The following is a 16,564-nucleotide window of genomic DNA, read 5'->3' on the forward strand; positions in this document are numbered from 1 at the left end:
GTCCGCCGCGTATTGACCGCGCCGCCGCCGACTCCGAATAATCGCCCAATGACCGACCAGCCGGGCGACAGCCCGACCGCCCGCTCCCCTCGGGATGAACTCGCCGCCCTCGGCGACGAGTTCTTCGCCGCGAGGAACGCCCACGACCCGTTCACCGCGACCCTCAGCGGCACCGAGGGCCACGCCCACGAGGTACCCGACCCGTCCCGCGCGGCCGCGCTGCGCCACCGCGAGGTGCTCCGGGGTCTCGGCACCCGGCTGGCCGCCGTACCGCTGGACGCGCTGACCGGCGAGGACCGGATCACCCACCGGGTGCTGGAGCGGCTGATCGCCAACGGCATCGGCGAGATCACCCACGGGCTGGCCGAGTTCAGCGTCTCGGCCACCATCGTCGCCCCGCAGAACTCCGCCTTCGGCGCCCTCGCGATGACCGCCGTCGACCACGAGGGCACCGACGCCTACCTGGAACGGCTGGCCGGACTGCCCGGCTACTTCGACGCCGCCCTGCGGCGCGCCCTGGACGCCGCCGCCGAGGGCCGCCACCCGCTGCGCAGCGGGGTCGACGCCGCCGTCACCCAGCTGGACACCTACCTGGCCGGCGATCCGGCCGAGGACCAGATGCTGAAGCCGCTGCGCGGCCGTCCGGAGTTCGAGCGGGCCCGGACCGTCGTGCGCGACGGCGTCCGCCCCGCGGTGGCCCGCTACCGGGCCGGGCTGGCCCAGCGGCTGGCGGCGGACGCCCGGCCGGACTCCGCGGCGGGGGTCTGCCACGTGCCGGGCGGCGCGGAGGGCTACGCCGACGCCGTCGCCCGCTTCACCCGGCCCGGGCTGGACCCGCAGGAGGTGCACCGGATCGGCCTGGAGACGGTGGCGGCCCTGCGCGAGGAGTTCGCCGAGCTGGGCGGCAAGGTGCTGGGCATCACCTCCCCGGACGCCGTGCTGACCGCGCTGCGCGAGGACCGCTCGCTGCGCTTCGGCAGCGCGGCCGAGCTGATCGCCCTGGTCGACGGCGCGCTGGAGCGGGCCCGCCGGGCTTCGGCCGACTGGTTCCGCCCGTACCCGATCGCCGACTGCGTGACCCGTGAGATCGATCCGGTCGAGGCTGAGACCGCACCACTGGCGTACTACCAGCCGCCGGGCCCGGGCGGCCTGCCGGGCACCCACTGGATCAACACCCTGCACCCTGAGACGCGGTTCACCTACGAGTACGAGGCGATCGCCTTCCACGAGAGCATCCCCGGCCACCACTTCCAGATCGCGCTCGCCCACACCCTGCACCACCTGCCGCGGTTCCGGCAGCGGTCGACCGCCGCGCTGACCGCCCACGTCGAGGGCTGGGGCCTGTACACCGAGCGGCTGGCCGACGAGATGGGCCTGTACAGCTCGGACCTCTCCCGCTTCGGCATGCTCTCGATGGACGCGCTGCGGGCGGTGCGCCTGGTGGTGGACACCGGGCTGCACCACTACGGCTGGTCCCGGGAGCGGGCGATGGCCTACCTGCGGGAGAACACCGCGACCCAGGAGTCCAACGTCCGCAACGAGATCGACCGCTACATCGCCTGGCCCGGCCAGGCCACCGCGTACATGATCGGCCGCCGCGAACTCGTCCGGCACCGCGAGCGGGCGCAGGCCGCGCTCGGCGCGCGCTTCGACGTCCGTGAGTTCCATCACGAGCTGATCGGGCACGGCAGCCTGCCGCTGGCGGTGCTGGACGAGGTGGTCACGGACTGGATCGCGGCGCGGTAAAACCGGCAGCGGTAGCTGCCTTGGTGGCGGTGGGGGCGCGGGCCTCCACCAGGCGGACCGGGCGCGGGCGGGCCTGGCGGCGCGTCAAGGATGCGGAAACGATTCCGCGCGCCCGCGACGGTCCTACCGCGCCCGGACGTGGCATCACCCGTTCGGCCCCCTCGACACGGTAGTGTCCGCTGACGCGGCCTCCGGCACCCATGCCCCGGCCGTCCGTGACACCGCAACGACCTGGAGGAACTCCGTGCCGGCTCCCGCCCGAGGCGCCCTCGCCATAGCCGCGGCCGTCCTGCTCGCCGCAGCCGCAGGCTGCTCGTCCGGCGGCGGCCACACCGCCAAGGACGGCTCCCACGGCAAGGAGAGCGCCCACAGCTCCGCCCCGGCGGTCGCGGGCGACGCCGCCCAGCCCGCCCCGGCCAAGATCGTCACCGGGCCCGGTCCGAAGAGCTCCTACGACGCCCAGCCGCAACCCGCGGCGGGCAGCTGCCACTACCGCTACACGGCGGACAAGCAGCCGCTGCCCGACCCGAACTGCACCCCGGGCGCGATCAGCCCGGCCGTCAACCAGGGCAACATCAACGACACCATCTGCAAGCCGGGCGGCTACACCTCGACCATCCGCCCGCCGGTGAACATCACCGGCAAGGAGAAGGCCGATAACGCCAAGTCCTACGGCTACACCGGCCCGATGGGCGACGCCGAGTACGACCACCTGATCAGCCTGCAGCTCGGCGGCGACCCCAACGACGCGCGCAACCTGTGGACCCAGCCGCCCTCCCCCGGCCACGTCCCGGGCAAGGGCCCCAACAACCCCAAGGACTCGGTGGAGACCCACCTGCACACCGCGATCTGCAAGGGGCAGGTCACCCTGGCCGCCGCCCAGCAGGCGATCGCCACCGACTGGACGACGGCCGAGGTGAAGCTCGGCATCAGCAAGGGGGCCGCCGCCGCGCCCACCGCGGAGGCGGACGCCGACGGGGACTGATCTCCCCCACCCCCTCTGGTGAATCGTTTCAGCCCTCGCGGCGCCCCAGCGATTCGACCAGCTCGGCGATGGTGTCGAACGGCTGGTACGCCGCGAACTCCGCGCCCAGCGCGCGGGCCCGTTCGCGGAACCGGCCGTCGCCCAGTACCTGCTCGACCGCCCGGCCGACCGCCTCCGGCGCCGGGCGGCCGGTGCGCAGGTCCAGCCCCACCCCGGCCCACTGCACCCGGGCCGCCACCTCCGGCTTGTCCTCGCTCGCCCCGGCCACCACCAGCGGCACCCCGTACCGCAGCGCGGTCTGCACCCCGCCGTAACCGCCGTTGCTCACCAGCACGTCGGTGTGCGGCAGCAGCCGGTCGAACGGCACGTACCCGGCGGCGCGGACGTTGCCCGGCAGGCCGCCGCCCAGCAGTTCGGCCAGTGCCCGCGGCCCGTCCGGCCGGGCGGTGGCGGCCACCACCAGCACGTCCCGGTCCGCCAGCGCGGCGACCGTCGGCGCGACCAGCTCGCCCAAGTCGTCGTTGACCAGCGTCCCCTGGGTCACCACCACGACCGGCCGCTCGCCGGTGACCTCGTCCCACCACTCGGGCAGCGGCTGCTCGGCGCCGACGATCCCGGGCAGCGCGCCGATCATCCGGTACGAGGCGGGCGCGTCGCTGCGCGGGTACTCGAAGCCCGGCACGGTCAGCTGCAGGAACACGTCCGCAACCGCCACCGGGATCAGCGTGCGCGGGCCCGGCGGCAGCTGGACGCCCGCCTCCGCGAACACCTTCTCCGCGTACCGCCGCAGCGGCTCGCCACGCCGGTCCATCTCCTCCTGCAGCGCCCGGTTGCGCGCTCGCCCCTCCTCCCCCGGCAGCGGCGGCAGCGCCAGCCCGAACGGCGCGGTGTCCACGCTCGGCAGCATCGACGGCGTGATCCCGACCCCGATCAGCGCCGGGCGCTCCGCCCTCGGCCGGCTGAGCGCCAGCGGCAGCGCGCCCTGGACGAAGGCGTCGGCGATCACGGCGTCGGCCGGGAAGTCCGCCAACAGCGCCAGCAGCGCCCGGTACTGGTGCGGCACCGGGTCGAGGAAGACGTGCCGCACGTCGAAGGCGGCCCGCTCCGGCCCTGGCGGCAGGCTCGCCCGCCCCGGGAAGGTGGCGTCGAGGTCGCGGTCGTCCCAGTCGGCCTCGGCGGGCAGCGCGACGAAGCGCACCCCAGCGCGTTCGGCGGCGGCCGCGAACCGCGCGCCACTGAGGAAGACCACCTCGTGGCCGCGCGCGGCGAGGTCGGCGGAGATGGCCAGCAGCGGGTTGACGTGCCCGTGCGCGGGCATGGCGGTGGTGATGATCCTGGACAGCGGAAACTCCTCCGTTCGGGCCCGGTGCGTGTCACTTCCACTCACCGTGGGCACGGGTGGTCGACGACCGATGAACAGCTCATCTGCCCAGCACCGCACCCCCGTTCAGCCCGATCACCTGTCCGGTGAGGTAGCCGGCCGCCGGGGAGGCGATGTAGGCGACCGCCTCGGCCACGTCGGCGGGGGTGCCGGCCCGGCCGACCAGGGTGTCGGCGACCTTCCGGGCGTGGAACTCCTCGCTCCAGTCGGCGCCGAAGATCTCGGTGTCCACGACGTAGCCGGGCGCCAGCACGTTCACCGTGATCCCGTCCGGCCCCAACTGCCGTGCCAGGCCGAACGCCCAGCCGTGCAGGGCCGCCTTCGCGGCCGCGTACGAACCCGCCGAGTGCGGACCGGCGCCACCGCGCTGGGCGGCCGCCGAGCTGATCACCACCAGCCGGCCGCCGGGGCGGCGCAGCGCGCCCTGGAGCGCGGTGGTCAGCAGCACGGCGGTGAGCAGGTTGGTGTCCAGGTCGCGCCGCCAGGACGCGGCCAGGGCGGCCAGGCTGCCGTCCTGGGGCGGGGTGATGATGGCGCCCGCGTTGTTCACCAGGACGTCCACCGGCCCGAGTTCGGCGATCCGGGCGGCCACCTGCTCGACCGCCGCCGGATCGGCCAGGTCGCCCGCCACCGGCACGACCGCCCCCGGCCCCGCACCCCGTTCGATCGCCGCCCCGGCCTCCTCCAGCACCGCCGCCCGCCGCCCGAGGATCGCCACCCGGTACCCGTCCCCGGCCAGCCGGGCCGCGATCGCCCGCCCGATCCCGGTCCCGCCGCCGGACACCACCGCCAGCCGTTCGCGCGTCATCGCCCAGCCTCGTCGTCGTAGTAGGCACGCATCACCTCGGTCGACCAGGCGGGCTGGCGGACCTCCCCGCGCGGACCGAACTCGGCCAGGTACGGCTTGATGTCCAGCACCGGCGTGCCCGCCACCGCGTCCAGCCCGGTGACGTGCAGGTCCAGCCCCTCCACCCGCACCAACGTGCAGCGCGAGACCCCGATCCGGTTGGGGCGGTTCTTGCCGCGCTGGGCGAAGATGCCCACCAGCGGCCATTCGGTGTTGCCGCGCGGGTGCCGGGCGCCGCGCTCGACCTTGCCCTCCGGGACGCGGTCGAAGTGGTACACCACCTCGAGGTGCGAGAACTCCGCCAGCCCGGACAGCGCCTCCTCGGTGAACTGCCCTCCGTCCAGCCGGATCACCGCCGCGACGCTCCCCCAGCCGTCGTCCCGCACCTCGTCACGTCCCCCGACCACCCGGGCCACCGGACGTACCGTCACTTCATCCACACTGTTTCCCCCTTCGGCGTAGAAGCGTTCACTCGGTACGGTAGCGATCCGAACGCGCGGACGATCAAGGGGGGGGCGGTGCGGTGACGGGCACGGGGATCAGGGGCCTGGGCACGGAGAACGGCGACACGGTCGGAGCGGCGCTGTTCGGCGTTCCGACGGTCGCGATCGACGTCGTCCTGCTGACCCGGATCCGGCGCTGGGCGGGCGAGCAGACCGCGGCGGAGCACCGGGCGGCGGTGACGCAGACCGGCGTCCTGGCCGGCAGCGTCCTGTTCGCCGCCGTGCTCGGTGTCGCGATCGCCGGCCAGTGGTCCACGCCGCACCGGCGCTGGCGCTGCGCGACGCTCAGCGCGCCGGCCTCGCACCTGCCGCTGGGGCTGTTCCTCGCGGTGGCCGGCCGCTGAGGCCGGCCCGCCACGGCGCTCGTCAGGTCGCCAACCGCTCCGCGATCCACAGCAGTTCGCGCGCCCGCAGGACCCGCCCGCCGAAGCCCGGCAGGGGGACGTGCAGCGGCTCGCTCCAGCGCGGCGGGATGGCCGCCAGGCCGTAGCGGGCGCCGGCCAGCCCACCGGCGACGGCGGCGACGGTGTCGGTGTCGCCGCCGAGATCGACGGCGGCGTGCACGGCCCGCTCGAATCCGTCGGTGGTGCGCAGGGCCCAGACGGCCGAGCCCAGGCAGGGCCAGACCGCCCCGTTGGCCTCGGTGGCACGGTCGGGATGCCAGTCGGGCGCGAGGACGGTGGCGTAGCGCTCGCGGTGGTCGGGGTGGACGGCGGCCAGGACGGCGGGGAGTTCGGCGAGCGGGTCGGCGCCGTCGAGGGCGAGGCGGACGAGCTCGTGGAAGATCGCCGTGCCCTCCCAGGCGGCCCGGTCACCGTGGGTGAGCGCGGCGATCCGGCGGGCGGCGTCCATGGTGGCCTCCCGTCCGGCGCGGGCGAAGGCGACGGCGGAGGTGGCCGCGCGCATCAGCGAGCCGTTGCCGGCGGCGCGCAGGGTGCTGTCGAAGTGGATGCCGGCGGCGAGGTCCCAGGGGTGGCCGCTGGCGAGGACGGACTCGGTCTGGATCCCGATCTCCTTGGGCTCGGCGGCGGCCCAGCGGCAGAACCGGTCGAAGATGTCCGGGAGGTCCAACTCCCCGCGCTCGATGAGGGATTCGGCGACCAGGACGGCCATCTGGGTGTCGTCGGTGGCCTCGCCGCGCTCCCAGCCGCCGCCGGCGACCAGCTCGGCCCGCCCGGCCGGGAAGCGGGCCGAGAGGGCGCCGGCCGGGCCGAACTCGTAGGGGGCGCCCAGGGCGTCACCCACGGCCGCCCCGAGCACGGCGCCGGCCGCGCGGCCGTCCCGGTCGGTGACGTCCGTCACGCCTGGCCCGGGATGATCGGCAGGCCGCGCTTGTGCTCGGTGCGGCGGTAGTGGCCGACGACGGTGTGGAAGACCTGCTCGGTGACCGGGCGGCCCTCCAGGAAGTCGTCCAGGGCGTCGTACTCGACGCCGAGCGCGTCCTCGTCGGGCTTGCCGGGGGCGAGGTTCTCCAGGTCCGCCGTGGGGACCTTGCCGACCAGTTCGGCGGGAGCACCCAGGAAGGCGGCCACCGAACGGACCTGACGCTTCGTCAGGCCGGAGAGCGGCATCACGTCGGCCGCGCCGTCGCCGAACTTGGTGAAGAAGCCGACGGCCGCCTCGGCCGCGTGGTCGGTGCCGACGACCAGGCCGCCACCGGCGCCCGCGGCCGCGTACTGGACGACCATCCGCTGGCGGGCCTTGACGTTGCCGCGCACGAAGTCCTCGTGGGCGTGGTCGCGGAAGGTGAGGCCGGCCGCCAGCAGGGCGTCGAGGGCCGCGTCGGTCGCGGGCTTGATGTCGACGGTGAGCACCTCGTCGGCCCGGATGAACTCGAGCGCGCGCTGGGCGTCCGCCTCGTCCGCCTGGACGCCGTAGGGCAGCCGCATCGCCGTGAAGGCCGCCTGGTACCCCTCGGCGCGCAGCCGCTCGACGGCGAGCTGGCACAGCCGCCCGGTGGTGGTGGAGTCCACCCCGCCGCTGATCCCCAGCACCAGGGTGCGCGCGCCGGAGGCCCGCAGCTGGTCGGCGAGGAAGGTCACCCGGCGCTCGGCCTCCTTCGCGGGGTCGGCGGCGGGCGCCACCCCGAGGGCCAGGGCGATCTCGCGCTGAACGTCCGCGGGCAGGGTCTCGGTCATGGTCGGCTCCTTCAAGTCGGTACCACGACATCATCCACCCGGGCCGTGGCCGGGCCTGCGGCGGCCCCGGCCCGACGGGTGCCGGGACGGGCCTCAGGCCGCCGCCCCCGGGCCCGCCTCCGCGTCCGAGGCCCGACCCGCGTCCGGTTCCGGCTTGGCGCCCAGGGTCCGGCCCGCCTCCGGTTCCGCCTCCGCGTCCGTCTCCGCCGCCGGGTGCCCGAGGATGTCGAGCACCACCCGGCCGTCCACGGTCTCCTGGGCGACCAGCAGCGCCGCCAACTCGTCCAGGTGGTACCGGTGTTCGTGCAGCAGTCCGACGGCCCGGCGCTCGGCGCCGCGCAGCAGGGCGGCCACCGCCTCGTCCACCGCGCGCTGGGTCTGCTCGGAGTACGGGCGGCGCAGCAGGTCCTCGGGGTGGTCGCCGAGGTACTGCGGGGAGCCGCTGGCGTAGCCGACCGGGCCGAGGTCCGGGGAGAGGCCGAACTCGCGGACCATCCGGGTGGCCACCGAGGTGGCGTTGGCGAGGTCGTTGGCGGCGCCGGTCGAGCCCTCGCCGAAGACCACCAGCTCGGCGGCCCGTCCGCCGAGTTGGACGGTGAGCAGGTCGGTCAGGTAGCTCTCGCTGTACAGGTGCCGTTCGGCCTCGGGGAGTTGCTCGGTGGCGCCGAGGGCGACCCCGGCCGGGAGGATGGTCACCTTGGCGACCGGGTCCGCGTGCTCGCACAGCGCGGCCATCAGGGCGTGCCCGGACTCGTGCACGGCGACGGCGTGCCGCTCCTCGGGCAGCAGCGCGTTGGAGGACTCCCGGCGGCCGAGCAGCACCCGGTCGCGGGCGTCGTCGAGGTCGGCGGCGGTGATGGTGGCCCGTTCGGCGCGCACGGCGTTGATGGCGGCCTCGTTGACCAGGTTGGCGAGGTCGGCGCCGGAGAAGCCGGGGGTGCCGCGGGCGATCCGGCCCAGGTCGGCGTCCGGGGCGAGGGTCTTGCCGCGGGTGTGCACGGCGAGGATGGCCGCCCGTTCGGCCTGGTTGGGCAGCGGCACGGTGACCTGCCGGTCGAAGCGGCCGGGGCGCAGCAGCGCCGGGTCGAGCGCGTCCGGCCGGTTGGTGGCGGCGATGACGACGATGCCGGTGCTCTGGTCGAAGCCGTCCATCTCGGAGAGCAGCTGGTTGAGGGTCTGCTCGCGCTCGTCGTTGCCGCCGATCCGGGTGCCGCCCGCGCGACGGCCGCCGACCGCGTCGATCTCGTCGATGAAGATGATGGACGGCGCGCGTTTGCGGGCCTCCTCGAACAGGTCGCGGACCCGGGAGGCGCCGACGCCGACGAACATCTCCACGAAACCGGAGCCGGTCACGGAGAGGAACGGCACCGAGGCCTCGCCGGCGACGGCCCGGGCGAGCAGCGTCTTGCCGGTGCCCGGCGGGCCGACCATGATCACCCCGCGCGGCCCCTTGGCCCCGGCGGCGGCGTAGCGCTCGGGGCTGCGCAGGAAGTCGACCACCTCGCTGACCTCCTGCTTCACCCCCTCGTACCCGGCCACGTCGGCGAAGCCGGTGGCGGGCCGCTCGGCCTCGATGATCTTCGCCCGGGAGCGGCCGATCGCACTCAGCCCGCCGCCGAGCGAGCGCGCGGCCATCCGGCCGGACCAGAGGAACAGTCCGCCGAAGATCAGCAGCGGCAGGAACAGCAGCAGGGTGGACCAGATCGAGCTGCCGCCGCCGCTGCGGCTGCCGGTGACGTTCACGTGCTGGTCGGAGAGCGCGTGGCTGAGCTGGGAGGTGTCCAGGGCGGTCGGGATCTGGCTGGTGAAGTGGGTGCCGTCCTTGAGGGTGCCGGACACCCCGCCGGTGTCGGTGACGTCCACGGTCTGCACCTGGCCGGCGTCGACCCGGTTCAGGAAGTCGGTGTAGCCGTAGCGGGTGCCGGTCGGGGCGGACTTGGAGAACAGGGCCAGGAGGAGCAGGGTCACCAGCACCGCGATGGGCAGCAGCCAGCGGCGCAGTGCGGGTGGGGGCGGCTTGGGCGGGGTACCGCCGGGGCCTCCGCCGGGGCCCGGGCCCGGCCCGGTTCCGGGGGCGCGGCCGGAGCCGGGCGGGGTCGCTGGGTGACGGGCGGCACGCAGACGCGTTCGTACGATCATCCGCGCTCACCACCTCTCGGACACACCGCCCGGGCCCTGCTCCGGGCCTTCCCCTCCATGGTCGACCCCTCCGGTCCCGGACGGGAGCCCGAGCAGATATCGGCTGAACGCCACCTGCCCGTCCGGCACGAACGGCCACCGCCGCACGGCCGCGGCCAGCTCGGGCAGGGTCAGCCAGCCGTACCAGGCGATCGCCGCCGGATCGACGCCGTCGGCGGTGACGCAGTCCGGCGGAACGACCGCCTCGTGCACGCCCAGCCAGTACGGCGCGATCGCGCCCCGGCAGAGGAAGGTGAACCGGTGCCGCACCGGCACGGCCACCCCGAGTTCCTCCCGCAGCTCGCGCTCCGCCGCCGCGCCGTACGACTCCCCCACCCCCAGGGCGCCGCCCAGCATCACGTCGTGGCACCCGGCGAAACGGCTCACCCCGTCCGGGCGGCGGTGGACCAGGACCCGCCCGGCCCGGTCCCGGCAGACGGTGGCGGCCACGCGGTGCAGCCGGCCGCGCCGGATCGCCTCGGCCCGGTCGATGACGCCGAGCACCCGGTCCCGCTCGTCCACCCACTCCACCAGTTCGCTCACCGCGTCCTCCGCTTCCGTACGGCGGCCAGCGTCACCGCGCCCGCGAGCACCGCGCACCCGGCCATCAGCACCAACAGCTTGACCGGCGAGTCCACCCGGCCCGGCAGTCCGACCACTGACCAGACCGCCGCCCGCAGGCCACCGCTCACCGGTACGGCCAGCGCCGCCGCGAAGGCAGTGGCCCGGGCGGCACCGGGCGGCCGCGCTGGGGCGGCGATCCGCAGCAGGGTGTCGCAGAGCAGGCAGAAGGCGAAGAACCCGCTGGCGAAGACGCTCAGCTCGACCAGGACGAGCCAAACCCCGGGCCAGCCCTCCCCCGCCGTCTGCCCGCTGACCACCAGGGCGGCGGCCAGCAGGCTCAGCCCCGCCGCGGCGGCCGCGATGTGGCGGCGCAGGAAGCGGCTGAGGGCGCGGAGGTCGGCCAGCGGCGCGGCGAGCAGGGCGAGGTCGTCGAGCCAGTCCCCGCCCGGCCGCCGCCGCTCCTGCGGCGGCAGTTCGCGGACGGCCCGCCGCAGCAGGACGAGGCACCATCCGGCGCCCGCCGCCAGCGGGAGCAGCGCGGCGATCAGCCAGGCCGTCCGCCCGTCCCACAGCTCACGCTCCGCCCGCAGCACCGCAGCGGTCGCGTCGGTGGCGACGGTCACCGCGACCAGGGCGACGCCCAGCCGGGCGGCCCGCAGCAGCTGGTCCACCCGGTACTCCGGCTGCGGCCCGCCACCTCGGCAGAGTCGGGCCCGTACGGTCGTCACCCCGGCGAGCGCGGGGACCAGGAACAGCGTGAACGACACCACCGCGTCGTACGGATCCCCCTGCCAGGGGCTCACCGCCCGCAGCGACCGCGCCTGGGTGGTCACGTACCCGAAGCCGGTGAACGCCACCGCCAGCACCAGCGCGCTCCACAGTGCCCGAAGCTGCACCCTGCTCATCCCCGTCCTCCCGAATTCGTCCGCCGCACCGGCGCCGCTCCTCCGCAGGCCGGGGTGCCGCCTCCACGGCACCCGGGGCTCCGAGGCGGTCGCCGCCCGTCGGCACAGCCCGGAACCGCGTTCCCCTTGCGGACCTCCGAGCAGGCCGCGCCACCGCCTCACCGCCACCCATCGCCGCCCCTTCCGCCCCGCACCAGCAGGTCCGGCAGCCAGGGCACGCCCGGCGCCACCTGCTCCGCCAGCCGCTGCTCCGCCGGAAGGACCCGCACGAGGGTTCCCAGCACCCCGACCGGCAGCCGTACGGCCACCAGTCCGACCAGCACCAGCCCTGCGGCGACCGGAAGCCAGACCCAGCCGCCCGCCGACTCCCCTGCCCCCTGGCCGCGTTCGGCCACGGGTGCGCTCTGTTCGACCATGCCGCGATAGTACACACCGCGTAGTACTTGGCACGTACTACTCGTCACGTAGTACCGTGAACCGACACCGCCGTCCCCGAGGGAGTGACCCCATGCAGGCGTACGACGCCCAGACGCTGGTGCTCTGCGCACTGGCCGAAGGCCCGCTGCACGGCTACGCCGTCAACGCCGCGATCGAGCGGCTGATCGGGCGGAAGCTCGGCCCCGGCAGCCTCTACGGGGCGCTCACCCGCCTGGAGGCCAAGCAGCTGATCGAACCCGCCGGGACGACCGACGCCCAACCGCGCCAGCGGCCGGTGCGGCTGACGCCGCAGGGCCGGCAGGTGCTGGAACGGGAGCTGCGGTCGATGGCGAAGGTGGCCGCCACCGGGCTGGCCAGTCTCAAGGTGGACCCGGCATGACCGGCGGGCGGGCGCGGCGGCCCGTCGACCTGTCCCGGCTCTACCCCGCGCCGATGCGCGAGCGCTGGGGCGAGGAGCTGGCGGAGGAGCTGGCCCGAGAGGTGCGGGCGTCCGGCTGGCGCGCCTGGCCCGGGCTGCTGGCCGCGATCGCCGACCTGTGGCTGCACCCGGCGGTCTGGCCCGCCGAGCACCGTGCCGAACGGCGCGACCGGGCCGCGGTGCTGGCCGTCGCCGTGGCGCTGGCGACCGGGTTCGTCGGTACGCTGGCCGCCGAACAGGGCGCCCGTCAGACCGCCGCGCCCGGCGGTGCCTGGGCGGCGCCGCTCGATCAGGTGCTGCTGCTGGCCGGGCTGGCCCTGGTCACCCCGCTCCCCCGCCGCGACCTCGCCGCACTGCGCGCCCTGCTCGCCACCGCCGCCCACCGCCTCACCGCCCCGGCGCTCGCGGGCGCGGGCCTGGTGGCGCTCGTGCACTCCGCGGCGGGCTCGGCCCTCGCGGCCACCGACTACCGGTTCGCCGCCGTCGCCTGCTGGTGGACCGTCCTGGCCGTCGGCGGCTGGCAGACCTGCCGCACGGTGGCGAGCCCGGCGGGTCGGCTCGCACTGGCCACGCCGCACCCGACCCGGCTCCGGCTGGGCCTCGGCGCCCTCACCGCGGCCGGTGTGCTCGCCGGGGCTGCCCTGCTGGTCACCTGGACGGCCGGCCACGCGACCGTCGCGGCGGTCGGCGGAATCCTGCTGGTCCTGCTCACCTGGCCGCTCGCGGCGACGCTCAGGGACCTTCGCCAGAGCGGGAACTGAGCCCCCGTCGACGGGCGGGATCGACTTCACCGGGGCCGTCTGCCCGGACCCCGAGGCTCCGTCGCGGCGACGTGCCGCTCGGGCCGCATCAGGCCGGTCGTCCCAGCCGGCTGGGGCGTCGGGGTGGACAGGTCGAGCACCGGCACCGGACACATCGTCGACAAGGCCGCCGGGACGGCGGAGACGGCAGCCCCGACCGGGATCGTCGTCGGCCGTCCCCGGTCGGGGCTGATCAGGATCAAGCAGCGCCGCCGCTGACCGGACCGGACTGGACCGGCCGCGGCGCCTCGGGCGTCAGGAGAAGTCGAGCGACCCCGTCCGCGTCCGCTTGAGCTCGAAGAACTTCGGGTACCCGGCCAGCAGCCGGACGCCCTCGAAGACCCGCAGCGCCTCCTCGCCGCGCGGGATCGCGCTCAGCACCGGGCCGAAGAAGGCGACGCCGTCGACGTGGATGGTCGGCGTGCCGACCTCCTCGCCGACCGGGTCCATGCCCTCGTGGTGGCTCTTGCGCAGCGCGACGTCGTACGCGGTGCTGCCGGCCGCGTCGGCGAGCTCCTCCGGCAGCCCGGCGGCCACCAGGGCCTCGCGGATGACGGTGTCGTCGGCGGCCCGGTCCTGGTCGTGCAGGCGGGTGCCGAGCTCGGTGTACAGATCGCGCAGCACGTGCACGCCGTGCTTCTCGGCGGCGGCGATGCAGACCCGGACGGGACCCCAGCCGGTGGTCATCAGGCGCTGGTAGCGCTCCGGCAGGTCGGTGCGGCCCTCGTTGAGGACGGACAGGCTCATCACCCGGAAGGTGAGGTCCAGCTCGCGCTGCTTCTCGACCTCGAGGATCCACCGGGAGGTGATCCAGGCGAAGGGGCAGGAGGGGTCGAAGTAGAAGTCGACCTTGGTGACGTTCTCGTTCACGTGCGTGTTCACGTCGAGGATCCTAGGGCCACGATTGGACCAATCTCCAGGACCAATCACCGCCCTCGGCCCTGGGCCACTTCTCAGCTGCAGGTGGTCCCGTCGGCGGGCACCGTACCATCCAGCAGGTAGGCGTCCACGGTCTTCTTCAGACACGGATTGCCGGTGTTGTAGCCGCCGTGGCCCTCGCCGTGCAGGGTGACGGTGACGCCGACGCCCGCGCCCAGCTGCTGTGCCATCGTGCGGGCGCCCTCGACCGGGGTGGCCGGGTCCCCGGTGGTGCCGACCACCAGGATCGGGGCGGCGCCATGGGCGGAGACGTCCGGGTGGTCGGTCTTGCCGGGGACGGGCCAACCGGTGCAGCCGGTCAGGCTCCAGGCGGTGAAGGGGCCGAACACCGGGGAGGCGGTGCGGAACCGCGGCAGCTGCCTTTCGACGTCCTGGTCGGAGTAGCGCTGCCGGGCGTCCACGCAACTGATCGCCCGGTTGGCCGCGTTCAGGTTGTTGTAGTGCCCCTGGGGGTCGCGCCCGAGCAGTGAGTCGGCCAGCTCGAGGAGGACGTCGCCGGTGCCCTGCTGCATCGCCTGGGTGAGCCCGGAGGCCAGCGCGGACCAGGTCTGCTGGCTGTACAGGGCGGCCGCGATGCCGGTGATGGCCAGGCTCTCGGTGAGCCGGCGTCCGCTGCCGGTGGGCAGCGGCGACTTCTCGAGCTTCTGCAGCAGGTCGGTGATCCGCGCGGTGCCCTCGGCGCCGCCGCTGCCGGTCGGGCAGGCCGGGTCCTGGGTGGCGCAGGCCTTCATGAAGTCGTCGAGGGCGAGTTGGAAGCCCTGGGCCTGGCCGAGCGCGCTCTGCTGCGGGTCCTGCGTCGGGTCGACCACCGAGTCCAGGACGACCCGGCCGACTTCCTCGGGGAACAGGTGGGCGTAGACGCCGCCGAGCTCGGTGCCGTAGCTGATGCCGAAGTAGGAGAGCTTCTGGTCGCCGAGCACCTGCCGCATCAGGTCGAGGTCCCGGGCGGCGCTCTCGGTGTCCACGTACGGCAGCACCGGGCCGGAGTTGCGCTCGCAGGCGGCGGTGAACTGCGCGTTGCTGACGTCCAGGGCCTTGACCTCGGCCGGGGTTTCCGGGGTGTTGTCGACGGCCGCGTTGGCGTCCATCGCCCGGTCGTCCAGGCACTTCACCCCGGCACTGTCGCCGACCCCGCGCGGATCGAAACTCACCAGGTCGTAGCGGGTGTTGAGGGAGGCGTAGGCCGGGGCCAGGGCGGGCAGGGTGGTCACGCCGGAGGCACCGGGGCCGCCGAAGTTGAAGAGCAGCGAGCCGATCCGGTGCTGCTCGTCCTTGGCCCGGCTGCGGATCAGCGCGAGGTCGATGGTCTTCCCGTCCGGCTTGGCGTGGTCCAACGGGGCCTTGAGGGTGGCGCACTGCCAGTCGCCCGCGGGCGGGGTGCCGCCGCCCTGCGCGGCGCTGGGGGCCGGGCAGGGGCGCCAGTCCAGCCGCTGGGCGGCCAGGCCGGTGCCGCTCGCGCCGGTGACCGGGGAGATCGGCACGGGTTCGGCGGCGGAACGGCCGTCGCCCTGGCAGCCGGAGACGGGGGCGAGCAGCAGCGCGACCAGGCCGAGCGCGCCGGCGCCGCGGACGACGGTGTGCATGGAGCGGTCCACCTCTCGGGTTGGCCGGACGGGGTCGGTCCGCCGCTTCGGCCGGGCGGTTGTGCCGAGCGCACCGGCGCGCGGCAGGTGTGCCGAGCGCACCGGGCGCGCGACGGGACGGCGTGCGCCCCGGTGCGTCGGGAAGGCGTACGCCCTGGCGCTCGGCACCGTCGGCGCACCACAGACCCTAGGGGCCACTGGCCGACGGCGCCCGTCGGAATCCCCGGACGGGGGGAGTGCGCCGAACGGACTGCCACCGGCCGACCGGGTGAGGGTTCAACCGGCCCACCGGGTGGCAGCCTTACCGCCTGCTACCTGCAGTGGCGTGGACATGAATACGACGGAGGACACCTTGAGCACCGACAGCTTGAACACCGACAACCTGAGCACCGACAGCTTGAGCACCGACGACGATTTCGACAGCGTGGACGTCTTCATCACCACCAGCCGGCAGGAGGTGCTGCTCCAACTGCGCGACGACCGGCCGGACATCCGGTGGCCCGCCCACTGGGTGGTCCCCGGCGGACACCGCGAGCCCGGCGAGACGCCGCACCAGACCGCCGTGCGCGAACTGCGCGAGGAGACCGGGCTGCACGTGCCCGGCCTGCGCCCCTTCCACCCGGTGCCGGCCGGGACCGACCCCCACGCCACCCGGCGGCGTGCCTTCCACGCACTGGTGGACGTCGACCCGGCCGAGCTGGTCCTCGGGGAGGGGCAGGAGCTGCGGCTGGTCCCGTTCGCCGAGGCCCAGCGGATGAAGCTGCCACCCGCGCTCAAGGGCGACCTGCGCCAACTGGCGGACCGGCTGGCGGCCGGTCGGACGCCGGACTGGGCGGTGGTCGACGACATCCACCGCCACCTCTCCGAGCACCGGGCGCGCCTCGGACTGTCGCTGCTGCACCTGCAGGTGGTGAAGATCCAGGAGGAGGCCGGGGAGGTCGCCGAGGCCCTGCTCGGCGTGCTCGGTGCCAATCCCCGGAAGGGCGTCAGCCACACCATGGCCGATCTGCAGGGCGAGCTGTGCGACGTGATCACCGCCGCCATGGTCGCGCTGCGCGACACCACCGAGGACCCGGGCGCCGTCCTCGCCCAACACCTGACGCGCTGGCGCCCGTCGCGTCGGGAGGAGTAGCGGGGCC

At 74.9% G+C, this 16,564-nt stretch carries 18 protein-coding genes; 7 read left to right on the plus strand and 11 right to left on the minus strand.

Annotated features, from left to right (window positions below):
* The first annotated feature begins 48 nt into the window (after nt 1-48).
* Both O1G21_RS06240 and O1G21_RS06245 read left to right on the plus strand, forming a co-directional pair.
* Nucleotides 49-1,746, plus strand: a complete 1,698-nt coding sequence (locus O1G21_RS06240) for a DUF885 domain-containing protein (RefSeq protein WP_270141487.1) — start codon at nt 49-51, stop codon at nt 1,744-1,746.
* Between the two features lie 244 nt (nt 1,747-1,990).
* Nucleotides 1,991-2,731: a hypothetical protein gene (locus O1G21_RS06245; RefSeq protein ID WP_270141490.1), complete on the plus strand. Its 741-nt coding sequence runs from the start codon at nt 1,991-1,993 to the stop codon at nt 2,729-2,731.
* Nucleotides 2,732-2,759: 28 nt separating this feature from the next.
* Here the strand turns inward: O1G21_RS06245 and O1G21_RS06250 are convergent, their stop codons facing one another.
* From O1G21_RS06250 to O1G21_RS06260, 3 genes are all read right to left on the minus strand, one after another.
* Nucleotides 2,760-4,049 (minus strand): nucleotide disphospho-sugar-binding domain-containing protein, encoded by a 1,290-nt coding sequence (locus O1G21_RS06250; protein ID WP_270141491.1) that lies wholly within the window; start codon nt 4,047-4,049, stop codon nt 2,760-2,762.
* A 103-nt stretch (nt 4,050-4,152) separates the two neighbouring features.
* On the minus strand, nt 4,153-4,920 hold the full coding sequence (locus tag O1G21_RS06255) for an SDR family NAD(P)-dependent oxidoreductase (RefSeq protein WP_270141492.1): 768 nt from the start codon (nt 4,918-4,920) through the stop codon (nt 4,153-4,155).
* Nucleotides 4,917-5,390, minus strand: a complete 474-nt coding sequence (locus tag O1G21_RS06260; protein WP_270141494.1) for an SAM-dependent methyltransferase — start codon at nt 5,388-5,390, stop codon at nt 4,917-4,919. Before O1G21_RS06260 ends, O1G21_RS06255 begins: the two co-directional genes overlap by 4 nt.
* A 92-nt stretch (nt 5,391-5,482) precedes the next feature.
* Here O1G21_RS06260 and O1G21_RS06265 point away from each other — a divergent pair, with 92 nt between their 5' ends.
* Nucleotides 5,483-5,806 carry a hypothetical protein gene (locus tag O1G21_RS06265; protein WP_270141496.1) on the plus strand — a complete coding sequence of 108 codons (324 nt, stop codon included), beginning with the start codon at nt 5,483-5,485 and terminating at the stop codon, nt 5,804-5,806.
* A 22-nt stretch (nt 5,807-5,828) separates the two neighbouring features.
* Here O1G21_RS06265 and O1G21_RS06270 read toward each other — a convergent pair whose 3' ends face one another.
* From O1G21_RS06270 to O1G21_RS06295, 6 genes are all read right to left on the minus strand, one after another.
* A complete protein-coding gene (locus O1G21_RS06270; protein ID WP_270141498.1) occupies nt 5,829-6,764 on the minus strand; it encodes an ADP-ribosylglycohydrolase family protein in 936 nt (311 codons plus the stop codon).
* Nucleotides 6,761-7,600: an ammonia-dependent NAD(+) synthetase gene (gene nadE / locus O1G21_RS06275; RefSeq protein WP_270141500.1), complete on the minus strand. Its 840-nt coding sequence runs from the start codon at nt 7,598-7,600 to the stop codon at nt 6,761-6,763. The genes O1G21_RS06270 and nadE overlap by 4 nt, the downstream gene beginning before the upstream one ends.
* A 93-nt stretch (nt 7,601-7,693) precedes the next feature.
* Nucleotides 7,694-9,739 (minus strand): ATP-dependent zinc metalloprotease FtsH, encoded by a 2,046-nt coding sequence (gene ftsH, locus O1G21_RS06280; RefSeq protein WP_270141502.1) that lies wholly within the window; start codon nt 9,737-9,739, stop codon nt 7,694-7,696.
* Nucleotides 9,740-9,745: 6 nt separating this feature from the next.
* On the minus strand, nt 9,746-10,321 hold the full coding sequence (locus O1G21_RS06285; protein WP_270141503.1) for an NUDIX hydrolase: 576 nt from the start codon (nt 10,319-10,321) through the stop codon (nt 9,746-9,748).
* Complete coding sequence (locus tag O1G21_RS06290; protein ID WP_270141505.1) at nt 10,318-11,247, minus strand: hypothetical protein; 930 nt, start codon at nt 11,245-11,247, stop codon at nt 10,318-10,320. The genes O1G21_RS06285 and O1G21_RS06290 overlap by 4 nt, the downstream gene beginning before the upstream one ends.
* A gap of 158 nt (nt 11,248-11,405) precedes the next feature.
* Nucleotides 11,406-11,663 carry a hypothetical protein gene (locus O1G21_RS06295; protein ID WP_270141506.1) on the minus strand — a complete coding sequence of 86 codons (258 nt, stop codon included), beginning with the start codon at nt 11,661-11,663 and terminating at the stop codon, nt 11,406-11,408.
* A 92-nt stretch (nt 11,664-11,755) separates the two neighbouring features.
* On the opposite strand from O1G21_RS06295, the gene O1G21_RS06300 reads away from it, so the two are divergent.
* From O1G21_RS06300 to O1G21_RS06310, 3 genes are all read left to right on the plus strand, one after another.
* Nucleotides 11,756-12,064: a PadR family transcriptional regulator gene (locus O1G21_RS06300; RefSeq protein ID WP_270141508.1), complete on the plus strand. Its 309-nt coding sequence runs from the start codon at nt 11,756-11,758 to the stop codon at nt 12,062-12,064.
* Complete coding sequence (locus O1G21_RS06305; protein ID WP_270141510.1) at nt 12,061-12,864, plus strand: hypothetical protein; 804 nt, start codon at nt 12,061-12,063, stop codon at nt 12,862-12,864. The genes O1G21_RS06300 and O1G21_RS06305 overlap by 4 nt, the downstream gene beginning before the upstream one ends.
* 123 nt (nt 12,865-12,987) lie before the next feature.
* Entirely contained in the window at nt 12,988-13,122 is a 135-nt protein-coding gene (locus tag O1G21_RS06310) for a hypothetical protein (RefSeq protein ID WP_270141512.1), read from the plus strand.
* Between the two features lie 36 nt (nt 13,123-13,158).
* Here the strand turns inward: O1G21_RS06310 and O1G21_RS06315 are convergent, their stop codons facing one another.
* Both O1G21_RS06315 and O1G21_RS06320 read right to left on the minus strand, forming a co-directional pair.
* Entirely contained in the window at nt 13,159-13,785 is a 627-nt protein-coding gene (locus O1G21_RS06315; RefSeq protein ID WP_270141514.1) for a mycothiol-dependent nitroreductase Rv2466c family protein, read from the minus strand.
* Nucleotides 13,786-13,856: 71 nt separating this feature from the next.
* Nucleotides 13,857-15,425 carry an alpha/beta hydrolase gene (locus O1G21_RS06320; protein ID WP_270141516.1) on the minus strand — a complete coding sequence of 523 codons (1,569 nt, stop codon included), beginning with the start codon at nt 15,423-15,425 and terminating at the stop codon, nt 13,857-13,859.
* A gap of 352 nt (nt 15,426-15,777) precedes the next feature.
* On the opposite strand from O1G21_RS06320, the gene O1G21_RS06325 reads away from it, so the two are divergent.
* A complete protein-coding gene (locus O1G21_RS06325) occupies nt 15,778-16,557 on the plus strand; it encodes an NUDIX domain-containing protein (protein WP_270141517.1) in 780 nt (259 codons plus the stop codon).
* Nucleotides 16,558-16,564: the final 7 nt, after the last annotated feature.

It is taken from the genome of Kitasatospora cathayae (assembly GCF_027627435.1).
In the GTDB taxonomy this organism is placed as follows: domain Bacteria; phylum Actinomycetota; class Actinomycetes; order Streptomycetales; family Streptomycetaceae; genus Kitasatospora; species Kitasatospora cathayae.

Excerpts from the sequence above, each read along its gene's own strand:
- O1G21_RS06240 (WP_270141487.1), top strand. The coding sequence starts at position 49 with ATGACCGACCAGCCGGGCGACAGCCCGACCGCCCGCTCCCCTCGGGAT.
- O1G21_RS06250 (WP_270141491.1), bottom strand. The coding sequence starts at position 4,049 with ATGCCCGCGCACGGGCACGTCAACCCGCTGCTGGCCATCTCCGCCGAC.
- O1G21_RS06255 (WP_270141492.1), bottom strand. The coding sequence starts at position 4,920 with ATGACGCGCGAACGGCTGGCGGTGGTGTCCGGCGGCGGGACCGGGATC.
- nadE (WP_270141500.1), bottom strand. The coding sequence starts at position 7,600 with ATGACCGAGACCCTGCCCGCGGACGTTCAGCGCGAGATCGCCCTGGCC.
- ftsH (WP_270141502.1), bottom strand. The coding sequence starts at position 9,739 with ATGATCGTACGAACGCGTCTGCGTGCCGCCCGTCACCCAGCGACCCCG.
- O1G21_RS06290 (WP_270141505.1), bottom strand. The coding sequence starts at position 11,247 with ATGAGCAGGGTGCAGCTTCGGGCACTGTGGAGCGCGCTGGTGCTGGCG.
- O1G21_RS06295 (WP_270141506.1), bottom strand. The coding sequence starts at position 11,663 with ATGGTCGAACAGAGCGCACCCGTGGCCGAACGCGGCCAGGGGGCAGGG.
- O1G21_RS06300 (WP_270141508.1), top strand. The coding sequence starts at position 11,756 with ATGCAGGCGTACGACGCCCAGACGCTGGTGCTCTGCGCACTGGCCGAA.
- O1G21_RS06305 (WP_270141510.1), top strand. The coding sequence starts at position 12,061 with ATGACCGGCGGGCGGGCGCGGCGGCCCGTCGACCTGTCCCGGCTCTAC.
- O1G21_RS06320 (WP_270141516.1), bottom strand. The coding sequence starts at position 15,425 with ATGCACACCGTCGTCCGCGGCGCCGGCGCGCTCGGCCTGGTCGCGCTG.